The organism is Bacteroides sp. ZJ-18 (genome assembly GCF_011038705.2).
Taxonomy (GTDB): domain Bacteria; phylum Bacteroidota; class Bacteroidia; order Bacteroidales; family Bacteroidaceae; genus Bacteroides; species Bacteroides hominis.
The window spans coordinates 943,747-964,954 of the sequence record NZ_CP072198.1; the positions used below are offsets into that span (position 1 = coordinate 943,747).

General features: G+C 44.1%; 18 protein-coding genes and 1 pseudogene. 9 read left to right on the forward strand and 10 right to left on the reverse strand.

The features are described from left to right. Positions 1 to 12: 12 nt before the first annotated feature. Positions 13 to 735 (forward strand): porin family protein, encoded by a 723-nt coding sequence (locus tag G7Y45_RS03860; RefSeq protein ID WP_032541130.1) that lies wholly within the window; start codon positions 13 to 15, stop codon positions 733 to 735. Positions 736 to 1,175: 440 nt separating this feature from the next. On the opposite strand, the pseudogene G7Y45_RS20100 reads toward G7Y45_RS03860, so the two are convergent. Both G7Y45_RS20100 and G7Y45_RS19900 read right to left on the reverse strand, forming a co-directional pair. Next, positions 1,176 to 1,841 (reverse strand): annotated as a pseudogene (locus G7Y45_RS20100) (IS5 family transposase). Next, the gene (locus G7Y45_RS19900) at positions 1,811 to 1,942 is read right to left on the reverse strand and encodes a transposase (RefSeq protein WP_308919604.1); all 132 of its coding nucleotides are present in this window, start codon (positions 1,940 to 1,942) and stop codon (positions 1,811 to 1,813) included. The pseudogene G7Y45_RS20100 and the gene G7Y45_RS19900 overlap by 31 nt, the downstream one beginning before the upstream one ends. Before the next feature lie 418 nt (positions 1,943 to 2,360). Between G7Y45_RS19900 and G7Y45_RS03875 the strand changes: the two genes are divergently transcribed. The 3 genes from G7Y45_RS03875 to G7Y45_RS03885 all read left to right on the forward strand — a co-directional run bounded on the left by G7Y45_RS03875 (position 2,361) and on the right by G7Y45_RS03885 (position 5,435). Beyond that, positions 2,361 to 4,058: a tetratricopeptide repeat protein gene (locus G7Y45_RS03875; protein WP_165015031.1), complete on the forward strand. Its 1,698-nt coding sequence runs from the start codon at positions 2,361 to 2,363 to the stop codon at positions 4,056 to 4,058. A 174-nt stretch (positions 4,059 to 4,232) separates the two neighbouring features. Beyond that, a complete protein-coding gene (locus G7Y45_RS03880; protein WP_032541115.1) occupies positions 4,233 to 4,601 on the forward strand; it encodes a DUF3244 domain-containing protein in 369 nt (122 codons plus the stop codon). A 213-nt stretch (positions 4,602 to 4,814) separates the two neighbouring features. Next, positions 4,815 to 5,435: a hypothetical protein gene (locus tag G7Y45_RS03885; protein ID WP_032541114.1), complete on the forward strand. Its 621-nt coding sequence runs from the start codon at positions 4,815 to 4,817 to the stop codon at positions 5,433 to 5,435. 82 nt (positions 5,436 to 5,517) lie between these two features. On the opposite strand, the gene ybeY is transcribed toward G7Y45_RS03885, so the two are convergent. Beyond that, entirely contained in the window at positions 5,518 to 5,937 is a 420-nt protein-coding gene (gene ybeY, locus G7Y45_RS03890) for an rRNA maturation RNase YbeY (protein WP_032541113.1), read from the reverse strand. Between the two features lie 13 nt (positions 5,938 to 5,950). Next, positions 5,951 to 7,183 carry a nucleoside recognition domain-containing protein gene (locus G7Y45_RS03895; protein WP_032541110.1) on the reverse strand — a complete coding sequence of 411 codons (1,233 nt, stop codon included), beginning with the start codon at positions 7,181 to 7,183 and terminating at the stop codon, positions 5,951 to 5,953. Positions 7,184 to 7,289: 106 nt separating this feature from the next. Here G7Y45_RS03895 and G7Y45_RS03900 point away from each other — a divergent pair, with 106 nt between their 5' ends. The 5 genes from G7Y45_RS03900 (at position 7,290) to G7Y45_RS03920 (ending at position 14,329) form a co-directional block, all read left to right on the forward strand. Beyond that, entirely contained in the window at positions 7,290 to 7,988 is a 699-nt protein-coding gene (locus tag G7Y45_RS03900; RefSeq protein ID WP_005812333.1) for a DNA alkylation repair protein, read from the forward strand. A gap of 192 nt (positions 7,989 to 8,180) precedes the next feature. Beyond that, positions 8,181 to 9,209, forward strand: coding sequence for a Holliday junction branch migration DNA helicase RuvB (ruvB, locus tag G7Y45_RS03905; RefSeq protein ID WP_005779612.1), 1,029 nt, complete (start codon positions 8,181 to 8,183; stop codon positions 9,207 to 9,209). A gap of 15 nt (positions 9,210 to 9,224) precedes the next feature. After that, positions 9,225 to 10,721, forward strand: a complete 1,497-nt coding sequence (locus G7Y45_RS03910; RefSeq protein WP_165015028.1) for an oligosaccharide flippase family protein — start codon at positions 9,225 to 9,227, stop codon at positions 10,719 to 10,721. A 2-nt stretch (positions 10,722 to 10,723) separates the two neighbouring features. Beyond that, complete coding sequence (locus G7Y45_RS03915; protein WP_005779608.1) at positions 10,724 to 12,091, forward strand: TIGR00341 family protein; 1,368 nt, start codon at positions 10,724 to 10,726, stop codon at positions 12,089 to 12,091. A gap of 51 nt (positions 12,092 to 12,142) precedes the next feature. Beyond that, complete coding sequence (locus G7Y45_RS03920; protein ID WP_165015025.1) at positions 12,143 to 14,329, forward strand: S46 family peptidase; 2,187 nt, start codon at positions 12,143 to 12,145, stop codon at positions 14,327 to 14,329. A 9-nt stretch (positions 14,330 to 14,338) separates the two neighbouring features. On the opposite strand, the gene G7Y45_RS03925 is transcribed toward G7Y45_RS03920, so the two are convergent. The 6 genes from G7Y45_RS03925 to G7Y45_RS03950 all read right to left on the reverse strand — a co-directional run bounded on the left by G7Y45_RS03925 (position 14,339) and on the right by G7Y45_RS03950 (position 21,129). Then, positions 14,339 to 15,202, reverse strand: a complete 864-nt coding sequence (locus G7Y45_RS03925; protein ID WP_005779605.1) for a DMT family transporter — start codon at positions 15,200 to 15,202, stop codon at positions 14,339 to 14,341. A 646-nt stretch (positions 15,203 to 15,848) separates the two neighbouring features. After that, a complete protein-coding gene (locus G7Y45_RS03930) occupies positions 15,849 to 17,759 on the reverse strand; it encodes a DEAD/DEAH box helicase (RefSeq protein ID WP_032541107.1) in 1,911 nt (636 codons plus the stop codon). A 94-nt stretch (positions 17,760 to 17,853) separates the two neighbouring features. Beyond that, entirely contained in the window at positions 17,854 to 18,909 is a 1,056-nt protein-coding gene (locus G7Y45_RS03935) for a tyrosine-protein phosphatase (protein ID WP_005779599.1), read from the reverse strand. 176 nt (positions 18,910 to 19,085) lie between these two features. Then, positions 19,086 to 20,006 carry a carbohydrate kinase gene (locus tag G7Y45_RS03940; protein ID WP_005779597.1) on the reverse strand — a complete coding sequence of 307 codons (921 nt, stop codon included), beginning with the start codon at positions 20,004 to 20,006 and terminating at the stop codon, positions 19,086 to 19,088. Then, positions 19,994 to 20,599: an SIS domain-containing protein gene (locus G7Y45_RS03945; RefSeq protein ID WP_005779596.1), complete on the reverse strand. Its 606-nt coding sequence runs from the start codon at positions 20,597 to 20,599 to the stop codon at positions 19,994 to 19,996. Before G7Y45_RS03945 ends, G7Y45_RS03940 begins: the two co-directional genes overlap by 13 nt. Next, complete coding sequence (locus tag G7Y45_RS03950) at positions 20,599 to 21,129, reverse strand: TIGR00730 family Rossman fold protein (protein ID WP_005812321.1); 531 nt, start codon at positions 21,127 to 21,129, stop codon at positions 20,599 to 20,601. The genes G7Y45_RS03945 and G7Y45_RS03950 overlap by 1 nt, the downstream gene beginning before the upstream one ends. Positions 21,130 to 21,208 lie beyond the last annotated feature (79 nt).

A 21,208-nucleotide genomic window follows, 5' to 3' on the forward strand; every position in this document is an offset into this window, starting at 1 on the left:
TTTTTATGTTATATGAAAAAGATTTATTTTGTTTCTTTGATTATGTTAGTAGCTTCTATGAGCAGTATGGCTCAAGTGAAGTTTGGTATCGAAACCGGTATGACTGCTTCGCGCATAGTTTCAGGTCAGAGGATAACAGAGAGTGCTGCAAGTTCGGCCGGGGTACAGATTGGCCTGGTTGCCGATTTCACTTTTAGTAAAAAATGGTTGCTGATGTCCGGTTTGTCTTTTTTACAAAAAGGAGGCGGACTCAACAGGGAGTTGACTGTTAATGCCGGTCATGTGGATTTATACCAGGCTGGTCCTGCTTTTAATCATATCTCGTTTAAGATGAACTATCTGGAGCTTCCTCTAAAGCTGGGATATAAGTTTCAGTTAGGAGATAAACTTGATTTGATACCTTCTATTGGTATTTATGGAAGTTATGGTTTTAATGCAGGAAACTGTTCGTTGGATGTCTATCACTCCTATGAAAATTATGGAGCTTATGTGCCAACTCAATGGAAACCTTTTGATGGCTATTATAAGGTGGATGATGCAAACAGTAGCAGTGTGTCTGTCATTCCACTTAAAGAGTTGAGACATTGGGACTTTGGTGGAACTGTAGGATTGAAAGCGGTTATTTCTAACCATTTCACTGCGTCTTTCAACTATTCACATAGTATAAGGGCAATTCAACGGCAGATGGATTTGCGTAATTCAAACTTTCAACTTTCAGTAGGGTATCAGTTTTAAATATCATACGATTTCATTGAATTAATAAGAAGGCTTAGAGTGATCTTTGTACCAATGTACAAAGATAGTCTAAACTTAATTGAAATAACAGCTTAGACCGGTATTTATTGCTGTGTCTAAGTTGTTATTTTCTGATTTCGTCAATGTGCCACTCCAATCAATTCATCCTATTCGGTTTGTCGAACAGAGGCTGGATGCTGTGATGTTTGTTGGTAAGAAAGAGCGTTTTTTGTGTAAAAATCCGCTCTCAGGCATTCTTGCTCTGATTGTCGTAATGGTCTTGGCTGTATCCAACGCTTTGCCAACACTTGGATTGATATGCTTTAGCTTAATGATCCTCGTGTAGAAGTAACAGAGGAAAAGGCATTCTCTGTTATTACGCTTATATTCGTGGCAACAAGTGTTGAGGAAGGGGAGGAGTTGAATTTGCAGTCCGAATTTTATTTTGATTTGTGTTGACGTTTTTTATACACGCTGGTGGTCTTAATTAAAAAATGCGTATTTTTATAAAAATATTCAGAATCTGTTTTGAATTTATATAATAAGTTTTTAAGCATGATTTGGCAGAATGTAATTTGTAGCATTGCTTCTGCCGATTCTGTTTTATATTCATAATCCGCCGTCATTTTTCTGTAGTTTTCAATCCATGCAAACGTTCGTTCTACAATCCATCTGAGCGGAAGTACTTGAAACTTCTTTGACGATTCTTCAGGACGAAGTACTACAGATAATTCTCAACTCCAATTCTTTACTGTATCCGCTAATTTTCCTCTATACCCATCGTCGGCTATAATCTTCTTCAATCTTGGGAATGAATACCGAAGCTGTTTTATAGGTTCGACAGCCCCTATACGGTCGTGGATATTGGCAGTATGAACCGTGGCTGCCATTGGTAAGCCAAGCGTGTTGACAAAAATATGTTCTTTTCTGCCTTTGACTTTCTTTCCACCATCCATACCATATTTACGGCTGTCTATATGATGGGACGTTCTTACACTTCCGGAACCTATGAGTCCGATACCGGGGCTGATAGCTTTGCCAAAAGCTTTTCGAACTGATTCTAGAAGATGATGCATCAACTCCTCAAAGATTCCTTCCGGCTCCATTTACGAAAATAGAAGTAAGCGGTCTGCCAAGGACTAAATTCCTTGGGAAGCATTCGCCACTGACAGCCGATCTTAGTAAGGTATAACATAGCATTTATCATTTCACGTAAGGGATGTTTTCGTTTCCTTTCTTTGGTTTCTACTATATTTTTTATAACTTACCACTATTTATCAGTGAGGTTGGTTGGATAATTATTCATAACTTATGTCTTGGTAACCATAAGGTTAAGAGATGGTGCTTGATAAATCGGTTGATGAACAATATATTATATTGATCTTTTATAATTCAAAACAGCTTCTGAATATATTGTTCGTATAAATGGCAAATTGTTGTTTTATTGATATCGCGAGAATCGAAATACAGGCGTTTTTTTTTAATGAGTCTTCCGGTTGGACGGAAATAGAGCGTTTTAGAAAGGTTTAAAAATACAGAATGACAGATAGACAGTTGTCTTCCCTTGAAAAATTTGGAAGTGGCTGAAAAGAATCGTAAGTTTGTCATCATAAAGCATTATAATTATGAATAAGACATTTGTCGGTTTTATCTTTTTATTGTCTTTAGTGAGCGGAGTAGTTTCTTGTCAACGTTCTTCGTCACCGTATCCGTATTCTTTGAGATATGCCGATTCTTTGATGGAGATATTTCCTGAACGTACGTTGGCTTATCTTCGTAAACTTGATGTTTCTACTTATTCAGCGGGTGACCGAGCATATTTCAGTTTACTTTTGACACAGGCTACTGATAAAAACTTTTTGCCACTTCTTCCCTGTGATTCACTGATTGATGCCGCACTAGATTATTATGCTAAAAAAGATGGTATTAATTGGGCTAAAGCTTGGCTTTATAAAGGGCGGATCCAAAAACAAATGAATATGGCTGAACAGGCTTTGAAGAGTTGCTTTACTGCTTTGCAGGGAGTTGAAGGAAATACCGGGGAGGAATTAAAGCTGAAAGGAATGCTATATGAAGATATGGGATCGATTTATTTACATCAATCTCTTTATCAGAAAGCGTTTGATGCGTTTTATCGCTCTTATCAATGTGATTCTTTACTGAATGACCATAAAGTATTAATATATTCTCTTTCGAATATGGGATGGGTGCGTGTTGTTGAAGGAAAAGAAAAGGAAGCTTTGTTTTATCTCGATCAAGCCTTAGAGTTAGCATTGGCTTTGAAAGATTCTGTTTTTATGAGTAATATATACCAACGTATGAGCCTAAATTGTGAGAATGTTGACTCTGCATTTATGTATGCTCGTTTGGCCGAAAATTATCTGACGGAGAAGAATGATTCTATTAGTTACTATAGTTTGTGGTTAACATTTGGGGAACTATATTTGGATAAACAAGAGTTAGACTCTGCAGAATATTATTTAAAGCGTACATTTGATATTGCTGATTTTAAAAGGAAGATATTAGCGTCGTATTCTTTGGCTGAGGTTGAGAAGATTAGGGGTAACTATCAACGAGCTTTTGAATATCAGTCCTATTATGGCGATAATATAGACTCTATTTTTTCGTTAAACAAAGCCTCCGATATTGAGCGCTTGGCGTATAAATATGATTCAGAAGCAAAGGTAGCAAAAGAAAAGGAAAGGCATAGGCTTTTAGTTCAGCAGCTCTGTTATGGAGGAGTTTTGTTTGTGCTGGTTATTGCTATCATTTTTCAACGTATTTATAGGCGACGTCGAATAGCCCAGTTGCTGTACGAACAGCGTATAGCTCATTTAAATGAGCAAACAGCTTTATCTCAATTACAAATAGAACGTTTAGAGGCTCAAATCTCTGCTTTAAAACAGTCTGACATGGAGCGTGAACAGGAAATAGCTTTGAAACAGGCAGAATTGTGCCGTGTCATTGATGAAAAAGCACGCTTGCGTAACTGTCTGTTTGCAGAGACTTCTATTTTTAAGCGTATTCAAGAATTGAGCACTCAGGCTAAGCCGGGGCAAGATGGAGTGAAAAGGGATCCGAAAGTTCTTCTTATCAAAGAACAGGAGCAATTGAAAGGTGTGTTATTTGATATTTATGATGATTATATCCGATACCTTAAGGATACCTATCCTAAAATAACCGATGATGACTGTATTTATTGTTGTTTGAAACTTTGTGAATTTGACGATCAAACCATAGCTTATTGTTTTGGTAATGTGAGTAGGCAAATTGTGGCGCAGCGGCGTTTACGATTGAAAAAGAAAATGGCTGAAACCAATTGAATAAAGTCCTTTTGGAAGCTTTGTGGGGGGCTGACAAGGTTTAAATGTTATTGTGCCTGACTGCTTTCTACCTGTTAATCTGTTGTTTATAATGTTGTCTATGTTATCTCGTTTCTTCTTTTTAGAAGGAGAAATGGGGTAATTTTGCAGTCAAAATAAAAACGATATGAAACAATGAAAGTAAGAAAGGACGTTCTATTTACAGGGCTTATACTCCTACAACTGTTGGCATTGCCTGGAGAGGTATATGGCATGGAGCATGCAGTTATGGCTGTCATGAAGAAAAAGCATAATGTGCATACGAATACGCATTTTTCAGAAGAAAACCGGAGAGATATTTTACCTGTTGCTTGCGGTTATATTGAAGATAATCAACTGTTCTTAAGTTTTAGTTCTCCATTGAATAATATGAAGATACAAATTGTGGATTCTGAAGCAGGGCAGACGGTTTTTGATGATACTATAACGGGTACTTCTTTCTCTATTCTTTTAGAACGAGATTCTGATAGCTTTGACATTTATATTTCAAATATTAACAACTAAGAATTATTTTACAATGAAGAGAATTTTGTTTGCAGCAATTTCTTTTGTCGTATTATTTCCCGCATGTGGTAATGATGTAGAAAACATTCAGGGGATGCTAATGTAAATTTTAAATCTCTTTATGATGAATATGAAGCAGCATGGGAATTGAAGGAGAGTATCGGCTGACGGTAGATACAGATAAAATAGTTAAATAATAACCAGTTACAGATTATGAAAAAATTAATTTTATTATTGTTTTTGTCTTTACCGATAGCTGTTTTCGGACAACAGGTAGAGAAAGGTAGTGGTATCATTCTGGGTATAGGCGGAGGGCATATTTCTTCTCATACTCCAAGTGTTTATGGTGGTTTACCTGTAGATAAAGGAAGTTCTTTTTTAGACCGGAAAGTTGTTTTGGAAGCCGGGTACCGTTTTCGTTTGGTGCCTCAGAAAGGACGTTTTTTTTATGATGTAGACGCACTGTTTGGATATAGTAAGTGTGATTATAGAATTAGCTATTTGCCTACTGAGGAGAATACAGTATATAGTGGACCATCCGGTGATAAACAGAATTTGTCTTTGTCATTGGCAGGAATATGTAACTTTCAAATAGTGAAAGGACTTCATGTAGGTGTGGGAGTACAACCAACCTATTATATATGGGAAACAAGAACATTTGATATTCCTGTATTGGCTAAAATTGGCTATGATTTTGGGCCTGCTGAACTTGCCTTCTCTTATAAACAAGGACTTGTGAAAAATAATAAGATTTCGGCTTTTAAAGATAGCCGTTTCTCAAACTGGCAATTCTCTGTTTATATTCCTTTGTCAAAGTGTCTGCTAAAAAAATAACCTGAACTTGAGTTTACCTGTAAAGGTGGAGTGGAGTAAATATGTAGGAATTACTCCATTCCATCTTATTATTTTTCAAGTATCATTGTTTCCTTATCGCCAATGCCCTGTTTTCTGCCGCTTCCATGATTTCCCGCTCTCCGGGCCCCTTGTCATTAATGCCGCAAAGGTGGAGGATTCCATGAATGATGGTACGGTGTAATTCCTCGTCATAAGTCGTGTTGAATTGCTCTGAGTTAGTCTTTACCGTTTCCAGGCTAATAAATAAATCTCCAGAAAGACGGTCACCTTGACAATAGTCGAAGGTGATGATGTCTGTATAGTAATCATGTTGCAAGTACTGGCGGTTTACTTCCAGTATTTTTTCATCCGAACAGAATATATAGGCGATTTCACCGATTCTTTTCCCATAAGTGGCAGCTACGGCTTTGATCCATTCGGTAGTCTCGCGTTTCTTGATATCGGGTATTTTGACACCCTCTGTTTGATAAGTTACGGCCATAATTGTTTTTATTTTAAAAGAAGAATAAATAACTGATTAGAATTGCTGCAATGATTCCGGCAAAATCGGCAATCAGTCCGCACGTCACCGCATTACGTGTTTTCGTGATGCCTACGCTGCCGAAGTAAACAGCCAGAATATAGAAAGTGGTATCGGAAGCTCCGCGAACCACACAGCTCACGCGACCGACAAATGAATCGGGTCCGAATTGCTTCATGGTATCGATCATCAAGCCATTGGCACCGCTTCCACTGAGTGATTTCATTAAGGCAGTCGGCAGTGCATCTACAAAACCGGTGTCAAGCCCACAGAATGCCACAATGGAGCCGATACCTCCAACGAGTATATCCATAGCCCCCGAAGTACGGAAAACCGCGATTCCAACGAGGAATGCCACCAGGTAAGGAATGATGCGGACTGCTGTGGTAAAGCCTTCTTTGGCACCTTCTACAAAAGAATCGTATACGTTGATTTTTTTTCGAATGCCTGTGCCGATAAATAATATGATGACAGAAAACAGGATCACATTGGCTGTCAAGGTGGAATAAATTCCCATATCTTCGCGTGAAAGCGTAGCTGTCAGGTAAATGATTCCGCCAAAGAAAAGGCTCAGGCAACCCATAAGTGTCAATATCGCTTTGTTTATCAGATTGATGCGCTGGGAAATACTGACAGCGATGACTCCTACCAGTGTGGAGATAAAGGTACTTAGCAAGATGGGGATGAAAATATCCGTTGGCTGTGCAGCTCCCATCTGTGCCCGGTAGACCATAATACTGATAGGGATGATGATCAATCCGGAAGTATTAATCACCAGGAACATAATCATGGGGTTACTGGCGGTGTCTTTCTTAGGGTTCAGTTCTTGTAACTCTTTCATGGCTTTCAGTCCCATGGGGGTAGCGGCATTGTCGAGTCCCAGCATATTGGCAGACATATTCATAAAAATAGAACCCATGACCGGATGTCCTTTCGGAATGTCCGGAAACAAGCGGCAGAAGACCGGACTCAGCCAGCGTGAGAGGGCATTGATCAGTCCGCTGTTTTCACCGATTTTCATTATTCCGAGCCAAAGGGACAAGACACCGGTGAGTCCGAGGGAAATCTCGAATGCTGTTTTAGATGAGTCGAAAGTAGAATTGATAATCTCCGTGAATATTTGGGTATCGCCGAAGAACAGGAGTTTGCAGACGGCAACTACGAAAGCAATCACAAAGAACGCAATCCAGATATAATTTAGAACCATAAATATGCCCGTTAATTTTCCTACAAAATTAAGAATATGTTTCTATTCATTGTGGCTTTTTTGCCTATTTTTGTCAGGATGTAACTTTATAAACTCAATTGTCTCGATGAAATCGATAGAAATTCAAAAGGAGCTGGAGACTTATGTTGATCCGGTGAAGCGGGAATATCTTCCCGGATTCTTTAAAACCGGGAAAGGACAGTATGGCGAAGGTGACAAGTTTCTTGGGGTAGTAGTGCCCAATACTCGTATTGTGGCTAAAAGGCATAAGGACATCCCTTTTGAGGTAATGGCCGAATTGCTTCAGTCGGAGTGGCACGAATGCCGGTTGTGTGCATTGCTGATGATGGTGGAACGGTTTAAAAAGTCCGACGAGAAAGAGCGGGAGGCTATCTATCGTTTCTATCTGTCTCAAACGGAACGTATTAACAACTGGGATTTGGTAGACCTGTCGGCTCCTTATATTGTAGGCGAATATCTGAGAGATAAATCACGTGACGATCTTTATCGGCTGGCTGAGAGTAATCTGCTGTGGGAGCAGCGCATCGCGGTAGTGGCTACTGTTACTTTGATCAGAAATAACGATTTCACCGATATTCTTCGTCTGGCAGAGTTGTTGTTGCAGCATAAGCACGACCTGATGCAGAAGGCTATAGGCTGGATGCTCCGTGAGATGGGAAAGAAGGACCGGGACTTGCTGTTGCAATTCTTGGATAAATACAGGATGGTGATGCCACGAACTATGTTGCGTTATTCGATAGAAAAACTGACGGAAGCCGAACGAAAATATTACATGAAGCGTTAATTGGGGCATTGCAGGATTGGCTACAAGGATCCGGGGAACCGAGAGATTTAATCTCTTGCTTATAGGGATGTCATCCTCTGTGAACTCTGTGTCCTCTGTGGTGAACTTCTCGTTTCAAAGGAAAAACTCTGTGAAACGCTGTGCTACTCTGTGATGAAATCTATATCTTTGCTACCTATTTATAAAAAAGAAATGGAAGAAGATTTTAATATACGGGATCATCAACTGACCAGCAGAGAACGGGATTTCGAGAACGCTCTCCGTCCATTGAGCTTTGAAGACTTCAACGGGCAGGACAAGGTGGTCGATAATCTCCGCATTTTTGTCAAGGCGGCTCGCCTGAGGGGTGAAGCGCTGGATCATGTATTGCTGCATGGACCTCCCGGATTGGGAAAGACTACTTTATCGAATATTATCGCTAACGAGTTGGGTGTGGGATTTAAGATAACTTCCGGACCGGTACTCGACAAACCGGGTGATCTGGCCGGGGTGCTGACCAGTCTTGAACCGAATGACGTGTTGTTTATCGACGAGATTCACCGTCTTTCACCGGTAGTGGAAGAATATCTCTATTCGGCCATGGAGGACTATCGTATCGATATCATGATCGATAAGGGGCCCTCGGCCCGTAGTATCCAGATTGATCTGAGCCCGTTTACACTGGTGGGGGCAACAACCCGCAGCGGTTTGCTGACGGCTCCTTTGCGTGCCCGTTTCGGTATCAATCTGCATTTGGAGTATTATGACGACGATATATTAAGTGGCATTATCCGCCGTTCGGCAGGTATACTCGACGTGCCTTGTTCGTCTCAGGCAGCCGGTGAGATAGCTTCAAGGAGTCGTGGAACCCCTCGTATAGCCAATGCGCTGCTGCGCAGGGTGCGCGACTTTGCACAGGTGAAAGGTTCCGGGTCTATCGACACGGAGATTGCCAACTATGCGCTTGAAGCACTGAACATCGATAAATACGGACTGGATGAAATTGATAATAAGATTCTCTGCACCATTATTGACAAGTTTAAGGGTGGTCCGGTGGGATTGACAACGATTGCCACTGCCCTGGGTGAGGATGCCGGAACGATTGAGGAAGTATACGAACCATTCCTTATCAAGGAGGGGTTCCTGAAGCGTACTCCCCGGGGACGTGAGGTGACGGAGCTGGCTTACAAACATCTTGGGCGCAGCCTTTACGATAGTCAGAAGACACTGTTTAATGATTAGATACACAAAAACAACATGGCCGGATTAAAGTCATTGGTAAAAGATACAGCCCTGTATGGGCTGAGTAGTATAGTTGGTAGGTTTCTGAACTATCTGTTGGTGCCGTTATATACAGCGGTCTTACCTGCCGCATCCGGCGGATATGGGGTTGTCACCAACGTATATGCCTGGGCGGGGTTGATTATGGTACTGTTGACGTTCGGGATGGAGACCGGTTTTTTCCGTTTTGCCAATAAGTCGGAAGAAGATCCGGCAAAAGTATATGCCAATTCACTGATCTCGGTAGGAGGTATTTCACTTATCTTTGCCGTCCTTTGTCTGACATTCCTTCAGCCTGTCTCTAATTTTCTGGACTATGGCGATCATCCTGACTTCATCGGGATGATGATAGTGGTCATGGCGCTCGATTCTTTCCTGTGCATCCCGTTCGCTTATCTGCGTTATAAAAAGCGTCCCATTAAATTTGTTGCCATTAAGTTCGTTTCCATCATTGCCAATATCGTTCTGAACCTGTTCTTCCTGTTGCTTTGCCCGTGGCTGCATGTGCATTTTCCCGCATCGGTGGATTGGTTCTATAATCCGACCTATCTGGTAGGGTACATCTTTGTCACCAATCTGATAACAACCTGTTTGCAACTTTTTTGCCTGATTCCCGAGCTTCGTGGCTTTGCCTATCGGGTGGACAAGGCACTGTTGAAGCGGATGCTTGTCTATTCTTTTCCGATATTGATTTTTGGCCTGGTAGGCATTTTGAACCAGACGGTGGATAAGATTATCTATCCTTTCCTCTTTACCGATCGTCAGGAAGGGCTGGTGCAACTCGGTATTTACGGTGCTGCCACCAAGATTGCCATGGTGATGGCTATGTTCACTCAAGCTTTTCGTTATGCCTATGAGCCGTTTGTATTTGGCAGGGAACGTGAAGGAGACAATCGCCGGATGTATGCCCAGGCGATGAAGTATTTCCTTATTTTTGCCTTGCTTGCCTTTCTGACAGTCATGTTCTATCTCGATATTTTGCGTTATATGGTGGCACCCGATTATTGGGCTGGACTTAGTGTGGTAGCCATCGTGATTGGCGCGGAAATATTCAAAGGCATCTATTTTAACCTCTCGTTCTGGTATAAGCTGATCGATGAAACTCGTTGGGGAGCTTATTTCTCCATGGTCGGATGTGCTATTATCGTCGGAATGAATGTACTGCTGGTTCCCACTTACGGATTCGTGGCCTCGGCATGGGCTTCGGTAGCCGGATATGGGGTAATTACGGTTCTGTCTTATTGGATCGGACAGAAAAAATACCCCATCCATTATGACTTGAAGCACCTCGGTATGTATGTGTTGCTTACAGCAGTGCTCTATGCGGCAGGAGAGCTGGTACCTATTCAAAATGTGGTACTTCGCCTGGCTTTCCGTACCGTTTTGTTACTGATATTTGTGGCTTATGTTATCCGGACGGATTTGCCATTGAGCCAGATTCCTGTGATTAACCGATTTATTAAGAAGAAATAGTTATGAAGGCAGACAATCGAAACATTTTTGCCGTTAAGGCATTTCTCAGAGAATATCTGGACCTGAGAAAGGACAAAGACAACGAACTGGCAACGGTTGATTCCATCCGGAAAGGTGTGGAGTTCAAAGGGGCTAACCTCTGGATTCTGATTTTTGCTATCTTCATGGCCTCACTCGGACTGAATGTCAATTCGACGGCCGTCATTATTGGTGCCATGTTGATTTCACCGTTGATGGGACCAATCATGGGAGTGGGGCTATCGGTAGGGCTGAACGACTTTGAGTTGATGAAACGCTCTCTGAAAAGCTTCCTGATTACTACGGCGTTCAGCGTGACGACGGCTACTATTTTTTTTCTGTTTACTCCCATTGCCGAAGCGCAGTCGGAGTTGCTGGCACGCACGTCACCGACAATTTATGACGTTTTCATCGCACTTTTCGGTGGACTTGCCGGAGTGGTTGCCCTTTCTACCAAAGAGAAAGGAAATGTAATTCCGGGTGTTGCCATTGCTACTGCATTGATGCCGCCTCTCTGTACGGCAGGTTATGGGTTGGCTTCCGGCAATCTGATCTATTTTCTGGGAGCATTCTACCTCTATTTCATCAATTCCGTATTTATCAGTCTTGCCACGTTTATCGGTGTACGGCTGATGCACTTCCAGCGGAAAGAGTTTGTAGACAAGAACCGTGAAAAGAAGGTACGTCAATATATCGTATTCATCGTGATTCTGACTATGTGTCCGGCTATTTATCTTACGATGGGAATTATCCGGAGTACCTTTTTCGAGACGGCGGCCAATCGTTTTGTCTCCGAACAACTCAACTTTGATAATACCCAGGTTCTGAATAAGAAGATCCATTACGAAGGAGATTCATGCGAGATCCGTGTCGTGCTGATCGGTCCGGAAGTGCCGGAAGCTTCCATCGCCATTGCCCGCAGCAAGATGAAAGACTATAAACTGGAAAATACGAAGCTGATTGTTTTGCAGGGAATGAACAATAACGATGCGATGGACCTCTCGTCAATTCGTGCCATGGTAATGGAAGATTTCTATAAGAATAGCGAGCAACGTTTGCAGGAACAACAAGTCAAGATAACCACACTCCAGAAGAGCCTTGAACGATATAAGTCTTACGATGAAATGAGCCGGAAAATCATTCCGGAACTGAAAGTACTTTATCCTTCGGTGACGGCTTTATCTATTTCGCATACGATTGAGACGACGGTCGATTCGATGAAAACAGATACAATTGCACTTGCCGTGCTGAAGTTTACCCGCCATCCGAAGAACGATGAAAAGGAGAAAATCAGTGCGTGGCTTCAGGCGCGGGTAGGAGCCAAGAAACTCCGGTTGATTGTTGAAGAATGACGGGAAGCATATGGCGGGAGAGAAGAAGATGAATAAACATGATTAATATAAATGAATAGAAACAAAGTAATTAACTCTTTCTGTAGCAGAAAGAGATGGGGGGAAGTTCTGTGTCTGGTTTTGCTTTTTCTCTACCCGGCTTCATTGCATGCCGATGAAGGTATGTGGATGCTGGGCAATCTGAATAAAGAAACCCGTAAAGCGATGAAAGAACTGGGATTGCAGATGCCTGCCGACCGGCTTTACAGTACGAAGCGTCCGTCGCTGAAAGACGCTGTGGTCAGTTTCGGAGGATTCTGCTCGGGAGTAGTCGTTTCCGAGGATGGCCTGGTATTTACCAATCATCACTGCGGGTTCAGCAGCATACAACAACATAGTTCGGTTGACCACGATTATCTGAAAGACGGGTTCGTGGCGCATAGCCGGGAAGAAGAGTTGCCCAATCCCGAGTTGTATGTCCGCTTCCTGCTACGTACAGAAGACGTTACCCGCCGGGTCCTGAAAGCTACAACACCCGGTATGACCGAAGTTGAACGAGGTTTAGCCATCGATTCGATGATGATATTAATAGGGGATGAAGTCTCGAAAAAAGACTCCACATTGGTTGGCATTGTAGATGCTTATTACGGAGGCAATGAGTTTTGGCTTTCCGTTTACCGCGATTTCAACGATGTGCGTCTGGTGTTTGCGCCACCGTCCTCTATCGGTAAGTTCGGATGGGACACGGACAACTGGATGTGGCCCCGTCATACAGGCGATTTCTGTGTCTTTCGCATTTATGCCGATCAGGAGAACCGCCCTGCGGACTATTCGCCCGATAACGTGCCCTATCACCCCGAATATGTAGCTCCGATTACGTTGGATGGATATAAAGAAGGTTCGTTTTGCATGACGTTGGGCTATCCCGGCAGTACAGAACGTTATCTTTCTTCGTTTGGTATCGAGGAAATGATGAACGGGATGAATCAGGCTATGATCGACGTCCGCGGAGTGAAACAGGCCATTTGGAAACGTGAGATGGACCGGAGAGATTCTATCCGTATCAAATATGCGTCGAAATATGACGAAAGCTCCAATTACTGGAAAAACAGTATCGGAACCAATAAAGCCATACGTAAACTAAAGGTGCTGGATAAGAAGCGCCAGGCGGAAGACGCGCTCCGAAAGTGGATTCAGAAGACTCCGTCAGAACGGGAGAAGTTGCTGCACCTGATGTCGTCGCTCGAACTGAACTACAAGGATCGTAAAGAGGTGAACCGGGCGATGGCCTATTTCGGAGAGTCGTTTATTAACGGTCCCGAATTGGTGCAATTTGCGCTGACCATCCTGAACTTCGACTTCGAAGCGGAACAGAAGCAGGTGGTGGCTCAGCTCCAGAAGTTGCTCGATAAATATGCAAACTATGATGTGACCATTGATAAAGAAGTGTTTGTAGCCATGTTGAAGGAGTATCGGAGCAAAGTGGACCAGGCATATCTGCCCGATCTTTACCAAACCATAGATACGCTTTACGGAGGCAATGAACAGATGTATGTTGATTCATTGTATGCTCATTCTGAGATCACTTCTCCACGCGGCTTGAAGCGTTTCCTGGAGCGCGATACTACTTTCCATATGGTTGATGACCCTGCAGTTTCGCTCGGCATTGATCTGATTGTGAAATTTTTCGATATGCGTAGTCAGATGGCTGAGGCTTCTGATAATATAGAAAAGGACGAACGCGAGTTTAATGCCGCCATGAGAAGGATGTATGCCGACCGCAATTTCTATCCGGATGCCAACTCGACAATGCGGCTGAGTTTCGGTACCATAGGCAGCTATTCACCTTATGACGGTGCCGACTATGACTATTATACCACGGTAAAGGGAATTTTCGAGAAGGTAAAGGAGCACAGTGGTGACCCCGACTTTGCTGTACAGCCGGAGGTCCTGTCCCTGCTGGGATCAGGTGATTTCGGACGTTATGCCGACGAAAAGGGAGATATGAATGTATGTTTCATCTCAAACAATGACATTACGGGTGGCAATTCCGGCAGTGCCATGTTCAACGGCAACGGTGAATTGCTGGGGTTGGCATTCGACGGGAATTGGGAAGCGATGAGTAGCGATATCGTTTTCGAACCCGAAGTACAACGCTGTATCGGGGTCGATGTACGATATATGCTCTTCATTATCGAAAAGTTCGGAAAAGCAAGCCAGCTGATACAAGAACTGAAAATAGAAGACCGAAAGAAGTAAGCCCTTACCCTAACGTCTCAGTATGATTACGATTACTGCTGAGATTATGAGCAGAATGCCGATTCCGATGCTCCGGGTAAAGGGTTCGCCGAACATAAAGATACCTACACAAACAGCTGTTACCGGCTCCATGGCTCCAAGTACGGAAGTGAGCGTGGAGCCGATGCTTTTTACGGCCTGTACTAATGCCAGGTTAGAGATTACGGTTGGAATCAATGCCAGCAGCAGCAGATTTCCTCCCGTATGCCAGTCGGGAATGGCTTGAATACCCGTGGTCGCGCCTATCCCCACCAGCAGGAAAAGCGTACCGAACAGAAAAACATAGAAAGTAAGCCTTAGCCCTTTCATCTGTCCGATCTTGAGTTGACTCACCGTAACCAGGTAAAGCGCATATCCCAAAGCCGACAGGAGAACGATGAACAATCCGATGGCAGTAATTCCACCGGAACTGTCGCCGTAAGAAAGGCAGGAGACACCGACTACGGCAAGAGCGATGGCGAAGAAGCGCCAGGCTGACTTCTTTTCGCGGAAAAAGATCATCATAATCAGCGTGGTCAGTACCGGATACATGAAATGGATGGTAGTGGCTACCCCGCTTGCCATGAATTTATACCCCCAGAACAAGAAGACTGCGGACATCAGATAGAGGAAGGCAAGTAGCGACAGCGAAGGGATTTCTTTGCGGCTGATACGGAAAGACTGTTTGTCGAGCAACAGGATACATCCCAAAGCTAAGCAGGCGAACAGGAACCGATAAAACAGGATGGATTCGAAGTGCATTCCCTCACGCATGGCAGGGATGGTGAAAAGAGGAATCAGCCCGAAGGAGGCCGATGAAAGCAGACCGTAAAGGAAACCATTAAATTTGTTCATACCCGAAAACTATTACCTGTTTTTTTTTAATTCACGCAAAGGTAGTGTTTTTGGGGACAATATAAATAAGAGAACCCTGACTTAATCTTTTCTTATCATTTTGACTTTTTGCTTTTCTGACCCTTCCAGAATCGTTTATTTCGGGCCTCTCTCCGGTTGGTGTGAAAAAAACGTCCGGAATTTGCATTAGGTTCGCAATGTGCTGTCTTTGATTCGCTTGATCTGCTTTCTATTTTTAGAGTATATCGGGTGATTGCAAACAAATAGTTGCTTAATCTCTTTGTTTGAGCTCTTTTGGGTAGTTTCCGGTTGCTGCTCTATTGAAATGAACCAGCTTGTGAACAGAAGCTTTTTCGGAAAAAGTGGGAATAAAGAAGGCCTCTTCCTCCGATGGAGTAAGCATTTGCTCCGGATGGAGTAACCTTTCGGGGGAAATGCAGGTTGCATTTCGTCCGGAAGCCTGCTCTTCGGAGTGAGAAAGCCCGGCTCTTCACCCCGCTCAGACCGTTGCTAAGTGAAGTGAAGAGCCGGGCTTTCATCCGGCTTCTCTCCGAAAGAGAAATTTTATAAGAAAGGGAAGTAAGCAGGGAACGGCTAATCTGGTCTTTTTGAAAGTTGACAGACCGTTCTTCCTATCTTTTTGTCCTTAGCTCTTCTTGGGTTTTCTTCTTGCCCATCCCTCTTCGCTGAAGTCGGGTTCGGCATCTTTAAAGAACTGCTTCCATTCATCTTTACCTTTGGGACCACGTGCTGCGGAATATCCGCGTTCCTCGCGGCTGGGCTTTTGGGCTTTCCGGGTGTCCGCCTGTTTTCCGTCTTTACCGGCTCTGCCTTTATCCTTGCGGTCGGCCGATGCGGCTGTATTTCTTCCTTTGCCGCCCTTGTCACTGCCTTCATTCCGTTTTCCGCGTCCTCTGCGTTCCGTAGGTGCTTCTTCTCCGGCAACCTCTACCGTAACCTTGCGTCCGTTCCAGTTTGTCCGGTTCAATGCTTTTACTACGTTCTGCGCTTGTTTCTCTTCTACTTCGAAGAACGAGAAGTTCTTCATCAGGTCGATACGTCCCAGTTCCACTCTTCCACGGGTGTTATTGTTGAGCAGGGTAATCAGTTCATGGGGGAAGAAGTTATCCATCTTACCCAGGTTGATGAAAAGTCGGGTGAAGCCCGGTTCAGCCTGGCGGCCACTCTTGCCGTCACGGCTTTTTACGGCACGTTCGCTGCGGCTGTCTGTCGGCACCTCTATTTCTTCACGATTGCGATAATAATCCACGAACCGGTTGAACTCGTGCGATACCATGCGCTTGATAAGGTCCTCCTTGCTCAGCCATTCCAGTTTACGATAAATTTCGGGCATGAAGTCGTTAATGTCTTCCTCGTTTACCTTTACTTTTTCAAGGTCATCGATCACTTTAAGAAGCTGTTTCTCGCAAATCTGTTTGCCGGTAGGCATTTCGCCGGCAATGAACTTCTTGCCGATGATACGCTCTATTTCGCGCATTTTTCCCTTTTCACGCAGGTTGATAATCGCAATCGATGTACCTGTCTTACCGGCACGTCCGGTACGTCCGCTGCGGTGTGTGTAGCTTTCCGTATCATCCGGCAACCCGTAGTTGATGACGTGTGTCAGGTCGTCTACGTCCAGTCCGCGTGCGGCAACGTCTGTGGCTACCAGTATCTGGAGGTTGCGAATACGGAACTTCTGCATCACCGTGTCACGCTGTGCCTGCGAAAGTTCTCCGTGCAGTGAATCGGCGTTATAGCCTTCCTGCATCAGTTTATCGGCAATCTCCTGGGTCTCTTTACGGGTACGGCAGAAGACGATACCGTAAATCTGCGGATAATAGTCTACGATGCGTTTCAGTGCAGCATATTTATCTTTTGCGTGTACGGTATATACCACATGCTTCACATTGCTTGTACTTTCGTTTTTGCGTCCGATGGTAATCTCTTTTGCATCGTGAAGGTAGTTCTTCGAAATACGGGCTATTTCGGGGCTCATCGTAGCCGAGAAAAGCAGTGTGTTGCGTTCCTGCGGAACATCGGCCAGAATAGCGTTTATACTCTCCGTAAAGCCCATGTTAAGCATTTCGTCCGCTTCGTCCATTACCACGTTGGTGACAGTGGCAAGCGATACTGTTTTGCGTTCCATCAGGTCGAGCAGACGTCCCGGTGTGGCAACAATGATGTGCACACCCCGTTTCAGGCTGCGTATTTGGCTGTCGATGGACGAACCACCGTATACGGGCAATACTTTCAGCCCGTCAATGTATTTGGAGTAATCGTTCAGATCGCCCGCTATCTGGAGGCAAAGCTCACGTGTAGGGCATAGAACGAGTGATTGGGGGATTCTGTTTTTTACGTTAATTTTTTGGATGAGGGGCAAGCCAAACGCTGCGGTCTTACCCGTTCCTGTCTGTGCAAGAGCTACTACATCATTGTTCTCTCCTAAAAGGTATGGAATCACTTCCTCCTGTACCGGCATGGGATTCTCGTATCCCATCTCTTCAATAGCTTTACGTATCTCCGGAGAAACGCCAAGCTCTTCAAATGTCTTCATTAAATCTCTGTATATCTTTATATTCGGGTGCAAAGATACGGATTAATTGTGAATTACGAATGATAACAATAAATAATGATGGACAAAAAATGCGTTATTCCAGCAAGATGTTGCGTAGTCTGTGTGTGTCCTCGGGCTGCAGACCGATTGCTTTCTGCAGATAAGTGGATACATCACCGTATTTGCGCTCTATCTCGTCTTTGGCTGCATTAAGGAAATCTTCTTTTGCCGAGAAAAGAGTGGTAATGGCCTCCTGCGAGTTGGCGGGCAGGTTATAAGCGTACTTGGACGCTTTGGGGATATTAAAGTAATCGTTGCTCAGACGGTAATCTTCCATAATGATATCCGCATTAACATCTAAAGCAGCCAGTATCAGGGCAGATACGATGCCGGTCCGTCCTTTTCCCGACGAGCAGTGAATCACTACCGGATAGCTGTTTTTGTCGAGCAGGATATCGAATATTTCCTTGTATTCCTTCTGGTATTTTACCACCAGTTCGCGGTTCATCCCTTCCACCATGTGGTAAATGGTATCCGTCTTGATCTTCTCTTGTTGTATGCCGTGCAGGATATGTTCCATATCACCCGTACTGATAGGGATATGCACCACATTGAATCCTTTTTGCAAAGGAGGCGTATTATGGAGTTCGCTTTCGGAGCGCAGGTCCAGAATGGTTTTGATGCCCAGATTCTGTAGTTTTCTGAAGGCAAAGCAATTCAGGCTGTCTATCTGTGCCGAACGGTAGAGCTTGCCCCAGCGTACGTGCTTTCCTGTAGCGGATTTATATCCTCCCAAGTCGCGGAAGTTCTGTATGCCGGGCATATTTACATTGCGGGGAGCCACTTTTACACGGTATTTGTCATTGAATACCATTGTATAATAGGAGCGTTTGGAAGGATCGTTGGTCACAATCGTTATCCGTGCGTCGGAGATGTTAGCCATGGCGACGGGATTGTCTTCGGGTATGAACTCCGGATTGTCGGATGCATATACTTTCACCTGCCCCTTGATGAGAGGGGTTGTTTCCCATTTAAGAATACAGTTTCCTATATTATTCTCTTCGCAAACCACCGAAATGTTAGGAGACATATCTGTGCACGAAGGCAGAATAAGTAAAATAGTTAGTAAATTGAACAGGTTTTTGTACATAGTTCGTATTTGTCTGAGAGCACTATTTGCAAAGATATGGATTCTTGTTACATGGTATAATTACTTTGCTATAATTAGACAACGTTAATAGTAATTAGCTACGGGCTACACGCTACGGGTAATTATGCTGGATGATGCACATTTACTTGTTGCTTGTAGCTCGTAACTGACAAGCATTAACGGTAGTTTGCCGCAAACTCCTCCGATACGGAGTTGCTGAAACTCTTGCAGACTTCTGCGGAGAAATCCTGACCGCATTGTATCACCTTATCCCAGGTCTCCTCACTCAGGTTTTGCAAGTCGCGGTAACGGACGTCATATTTTAACATGCCGTAGATCAGGCCGGCATTGAAGTTGTCTCCTGCACCGATGGTACTGACTGCTTGCAACGGGGTGACAGGATACTCTTTCGATATTGTGTTGGTACGCAGCGAGATTTTCTCTGCTCCGGCTGTACAAAGGAATAGCGGACAATAAAACTTGATTTTATCCTTGTAGATCTTCTCTGCGTCTTTGATTCCGTACATGTAATAGAAGTCTTCCAGAGATCCCCTTACGATGTCGGCATATTCCAGATTCTCGATAATGGTTGGAGCTAACTTCATAGCCTCGTTCTTATGTGAAGAACGGAAATTGGGATCATAATATACAATCGCTTTTTTCTCTCTCGCTATGTCCAGCAGTTCCAGAATCTTGTCGCGTAAAACCGGATTCAGGGCATAATATGAACCGATGACAATGATATCATCTTCGTTGATGGGAGGGAACAAAACGTCCAGCCGCTGTTTGGGATAGTCTTTATAGAAGATGTATTCCGCGTCGCTGTGTTCGTTCAGGAAAGCCAGGGATACGGGCGATTTGCCATCCGGGAACACATTGACGTGATCCGTCGGGATATGATTGTCACGCATGAATTGCAAGATGATGTTTCCAACATGGTCGTTGCCCGTTTCGCTGATGAAACATACATTGACTCCCATGCGTCCTAAAGAAACGATGCCGTTGAAAACAGAGCCTCCGGGAACGGCTGCCGAAGGCTGGTCGTTCCGGAAGATGATATCGAGTATAGTCTCTCCGATGCCGATTACTTTACGCATAGTTTTCTTGATTTTTCACCCAGATAACCACCGTGATGGCGTTTGGAGTATTCTTCGATAGTGAATTCAGTCCTTTTCATTGTTTGTACCACGAGGATATCGCCGATGACGGTCATTACCGTAGTCGAGGTAGTAGGGGTCATACCCAGTGTACAAACCTCGGCAGGGTGCCCTGTACTCAGGCATACATCTGATTCGCTGGCAAGCGGACTGTCGGGGTTTCCGGTGATAACGATGAATTTAAGGCCCGGATTCAGGTTGTGGGCCAACTGCGTTAACTCTACGATTTCACGGGTTTTGCCCGAGTTTGAAATCAACAGCAACAGGTCGTTCTCTTGCAGGATGCCCAGATCGCCATGTTGCGCTTCGCTGGGATGCAGGAAGACAGAGGGAATACCGGTCGAACAAAACGTAGTGGCGATGTTCATCGCTATTTGTCCGGCTTTACCCATGCCGGAAGTTACAAGTTTGCCTTTTTTTCTGTGTATTTGTTCCACAATCAACTCAACCGCCTTTTCGTAGGCATTGGTCACGGGAATATTCAGCACGGCTTGTGCTTCCTTTTGCAGGAGTTCTTGAATCGATTCAATCATTATATCTTAGTTGTTAATTCATTAAATGTGTTTGCTACTTCATAATAGGAGGACAGCGGATGGCGGGCAAATCCTCTTGCCTGTAATTCGCTGAGTACGGCAAGCAACGGGCTATAAAAACCATTTGCGTTGTAGAAGATCACTTTCTTCTGGTGATAACCGATGGAAGCGGCTGCCATGACATGAAATACTTCATCCAGCGTGCCGATACCGCCGGGGAGAGCCACCAATACATCCGACTGTTGCAGGATGATATCCTTGCGGTCACTCAGATTGTGTGTGCGGATCATTTCATCGAGATATGTACTCACTTTGCCGTTCTCTTCAAGTTTGGAGGGTACTACACCGATGACACGTCCCCCGCTTTCTTTGACTGCCTTTGCCACACATTCCATGAGTCCGAGGTTGGCACCACCGTAGATAAGTGTCTTGCCGTTTCTTCCCATCCATTCGCCAATCTGATGGGCTGCATCGAAGAATGTCGGGTCGATGCTGTCGGACGCGGAACAGAAAATTCCTATCTTTTCCATAAGGGTTATTGATGTTATAGCTTACAAATATCTGCAATTTTCTATAAACGACAATAAGTTTTATTGTATTTTTGTATCC

Coding starts and splice junctions, on each gene's coding strand:
- G7Y45_RS03860 (WP_032541130.1), top strand. CDS start 13: ATGAAAAAGATTTATTTTGTTTCTTTGATTATGTTAGTAGCTTCTATG.
- G7Y45_RS19900 (WP_308919604.1), bottom strand. CDS start 1,942: ATGATAAATGCTATGTTATACCTTACTAAGATCGGCTGTCAGTGGCGA.
- G7Y45_RS03875 (WP_165015031.1), top strand. CDS start 2,361: ATGAATAAGACATTTGTCGGTTTTATCTTTTTATTGTCTTTAGTGAGC.
- G7Y45_RS03880 (WP_032541115.1), top strand. CDS start 4,233: ATGAAAGTAAGAAAGGACGTTCTATTTACAGGGCTTATACTCCTACAA.
- G7Y45_RS03885 (WP_032541114.1), top strand. CDS start 4,815: ATGAAAAAATTAATTTTATTATTGTTTTTGTCTTTACCGATAGCTGTT.
- ybeY (WP_032541113.1), bottom strand. CDS start 5,937: ATGGCCGTAACTTATCAAACAGAGGGTGTCAAAATACCCGATATCAAG.
- G7Y45_RS03895 (WP_032541110.1), bottom strand. CDS start 7,183: ATGGTTCTAAATTATATCTGGATTGCGTTCTTTGTGATTGCTTTCGTA.
- G7Y45_RS03900 (WP_005812333.1), top strand. CDS start 7,290: ATGAAATCGATAGAAATTCAAAAGGAGCTGGAGACTTATGTTGATCCG.
- ruvB (WP_005779612.1), top strand. CDS start 8,181: ATGGAAGAAGATTTTAATATACGGGATCATCAACTGACCAGCAGAGAA.
- G7Y45_RS03910 (WP_165015028.1), top strand. CDS start 9,225: ATGGCCGGATTAAAGTCATTGGTAAAAGATACAGCCCTGTATGGGCTG.
- G7Y45_RS03915 (WP_005779608.1), top strand. CDS start 10,724: ATGAAGGCAGACAATCGAAACATTTTTGCCGTTAAGGCATTTCTCAGA.
- G7Y45_RS03920 (WP_165015025.1), top strand. CDS start 12,143: ATGAATAGAAACAAAGTAATTAACTCTTTCTGTAGCAGAAAGAGATGG.
- G7Y45_RS03925 (WP_005779605.1), bottom strand. CDS start 15,202: ATGAACAAATTTAATGGTTTCCTTTACGGTCTGCTTTCATCGGCCTCC.
- G7Y45_RS03930 (WP_032541107.1), bottom strand. CDS start 17,759: ATGAAGACATTTGAAGAGCTTGGCGTTTCTCCGGAGATACGTAAAGCT.
- G7Y45_RS03935 (WP_005779599.1), bottom strand. CDS start 18,909: ATGTACAAAAACCTGTTCAATTTACTAACTATTTTACTTATTCTGCCT.
- G7Y45_RS03940 (WP_005779597.1), bottom strand. CDS start 20,006: ATGCGTAAAGTAATCGGCATCGGAGAGACTATACTCGATATCATCTTC.
- G7Y45_RS03945 (WP_005779596.1), bottom strand. CDS start 20,599: ATGATTGAATCGATTCAAGAACTCCTGCAAAAGGAAGCACAAGCCGTG.
- G7Y45_RS03950 (WP_005812321.1), bottom strand. CDS start 21,129: ATGGAAAAGATAGGAATTTTCTGTTCCGCGTCCGACAGCATCGACCCG.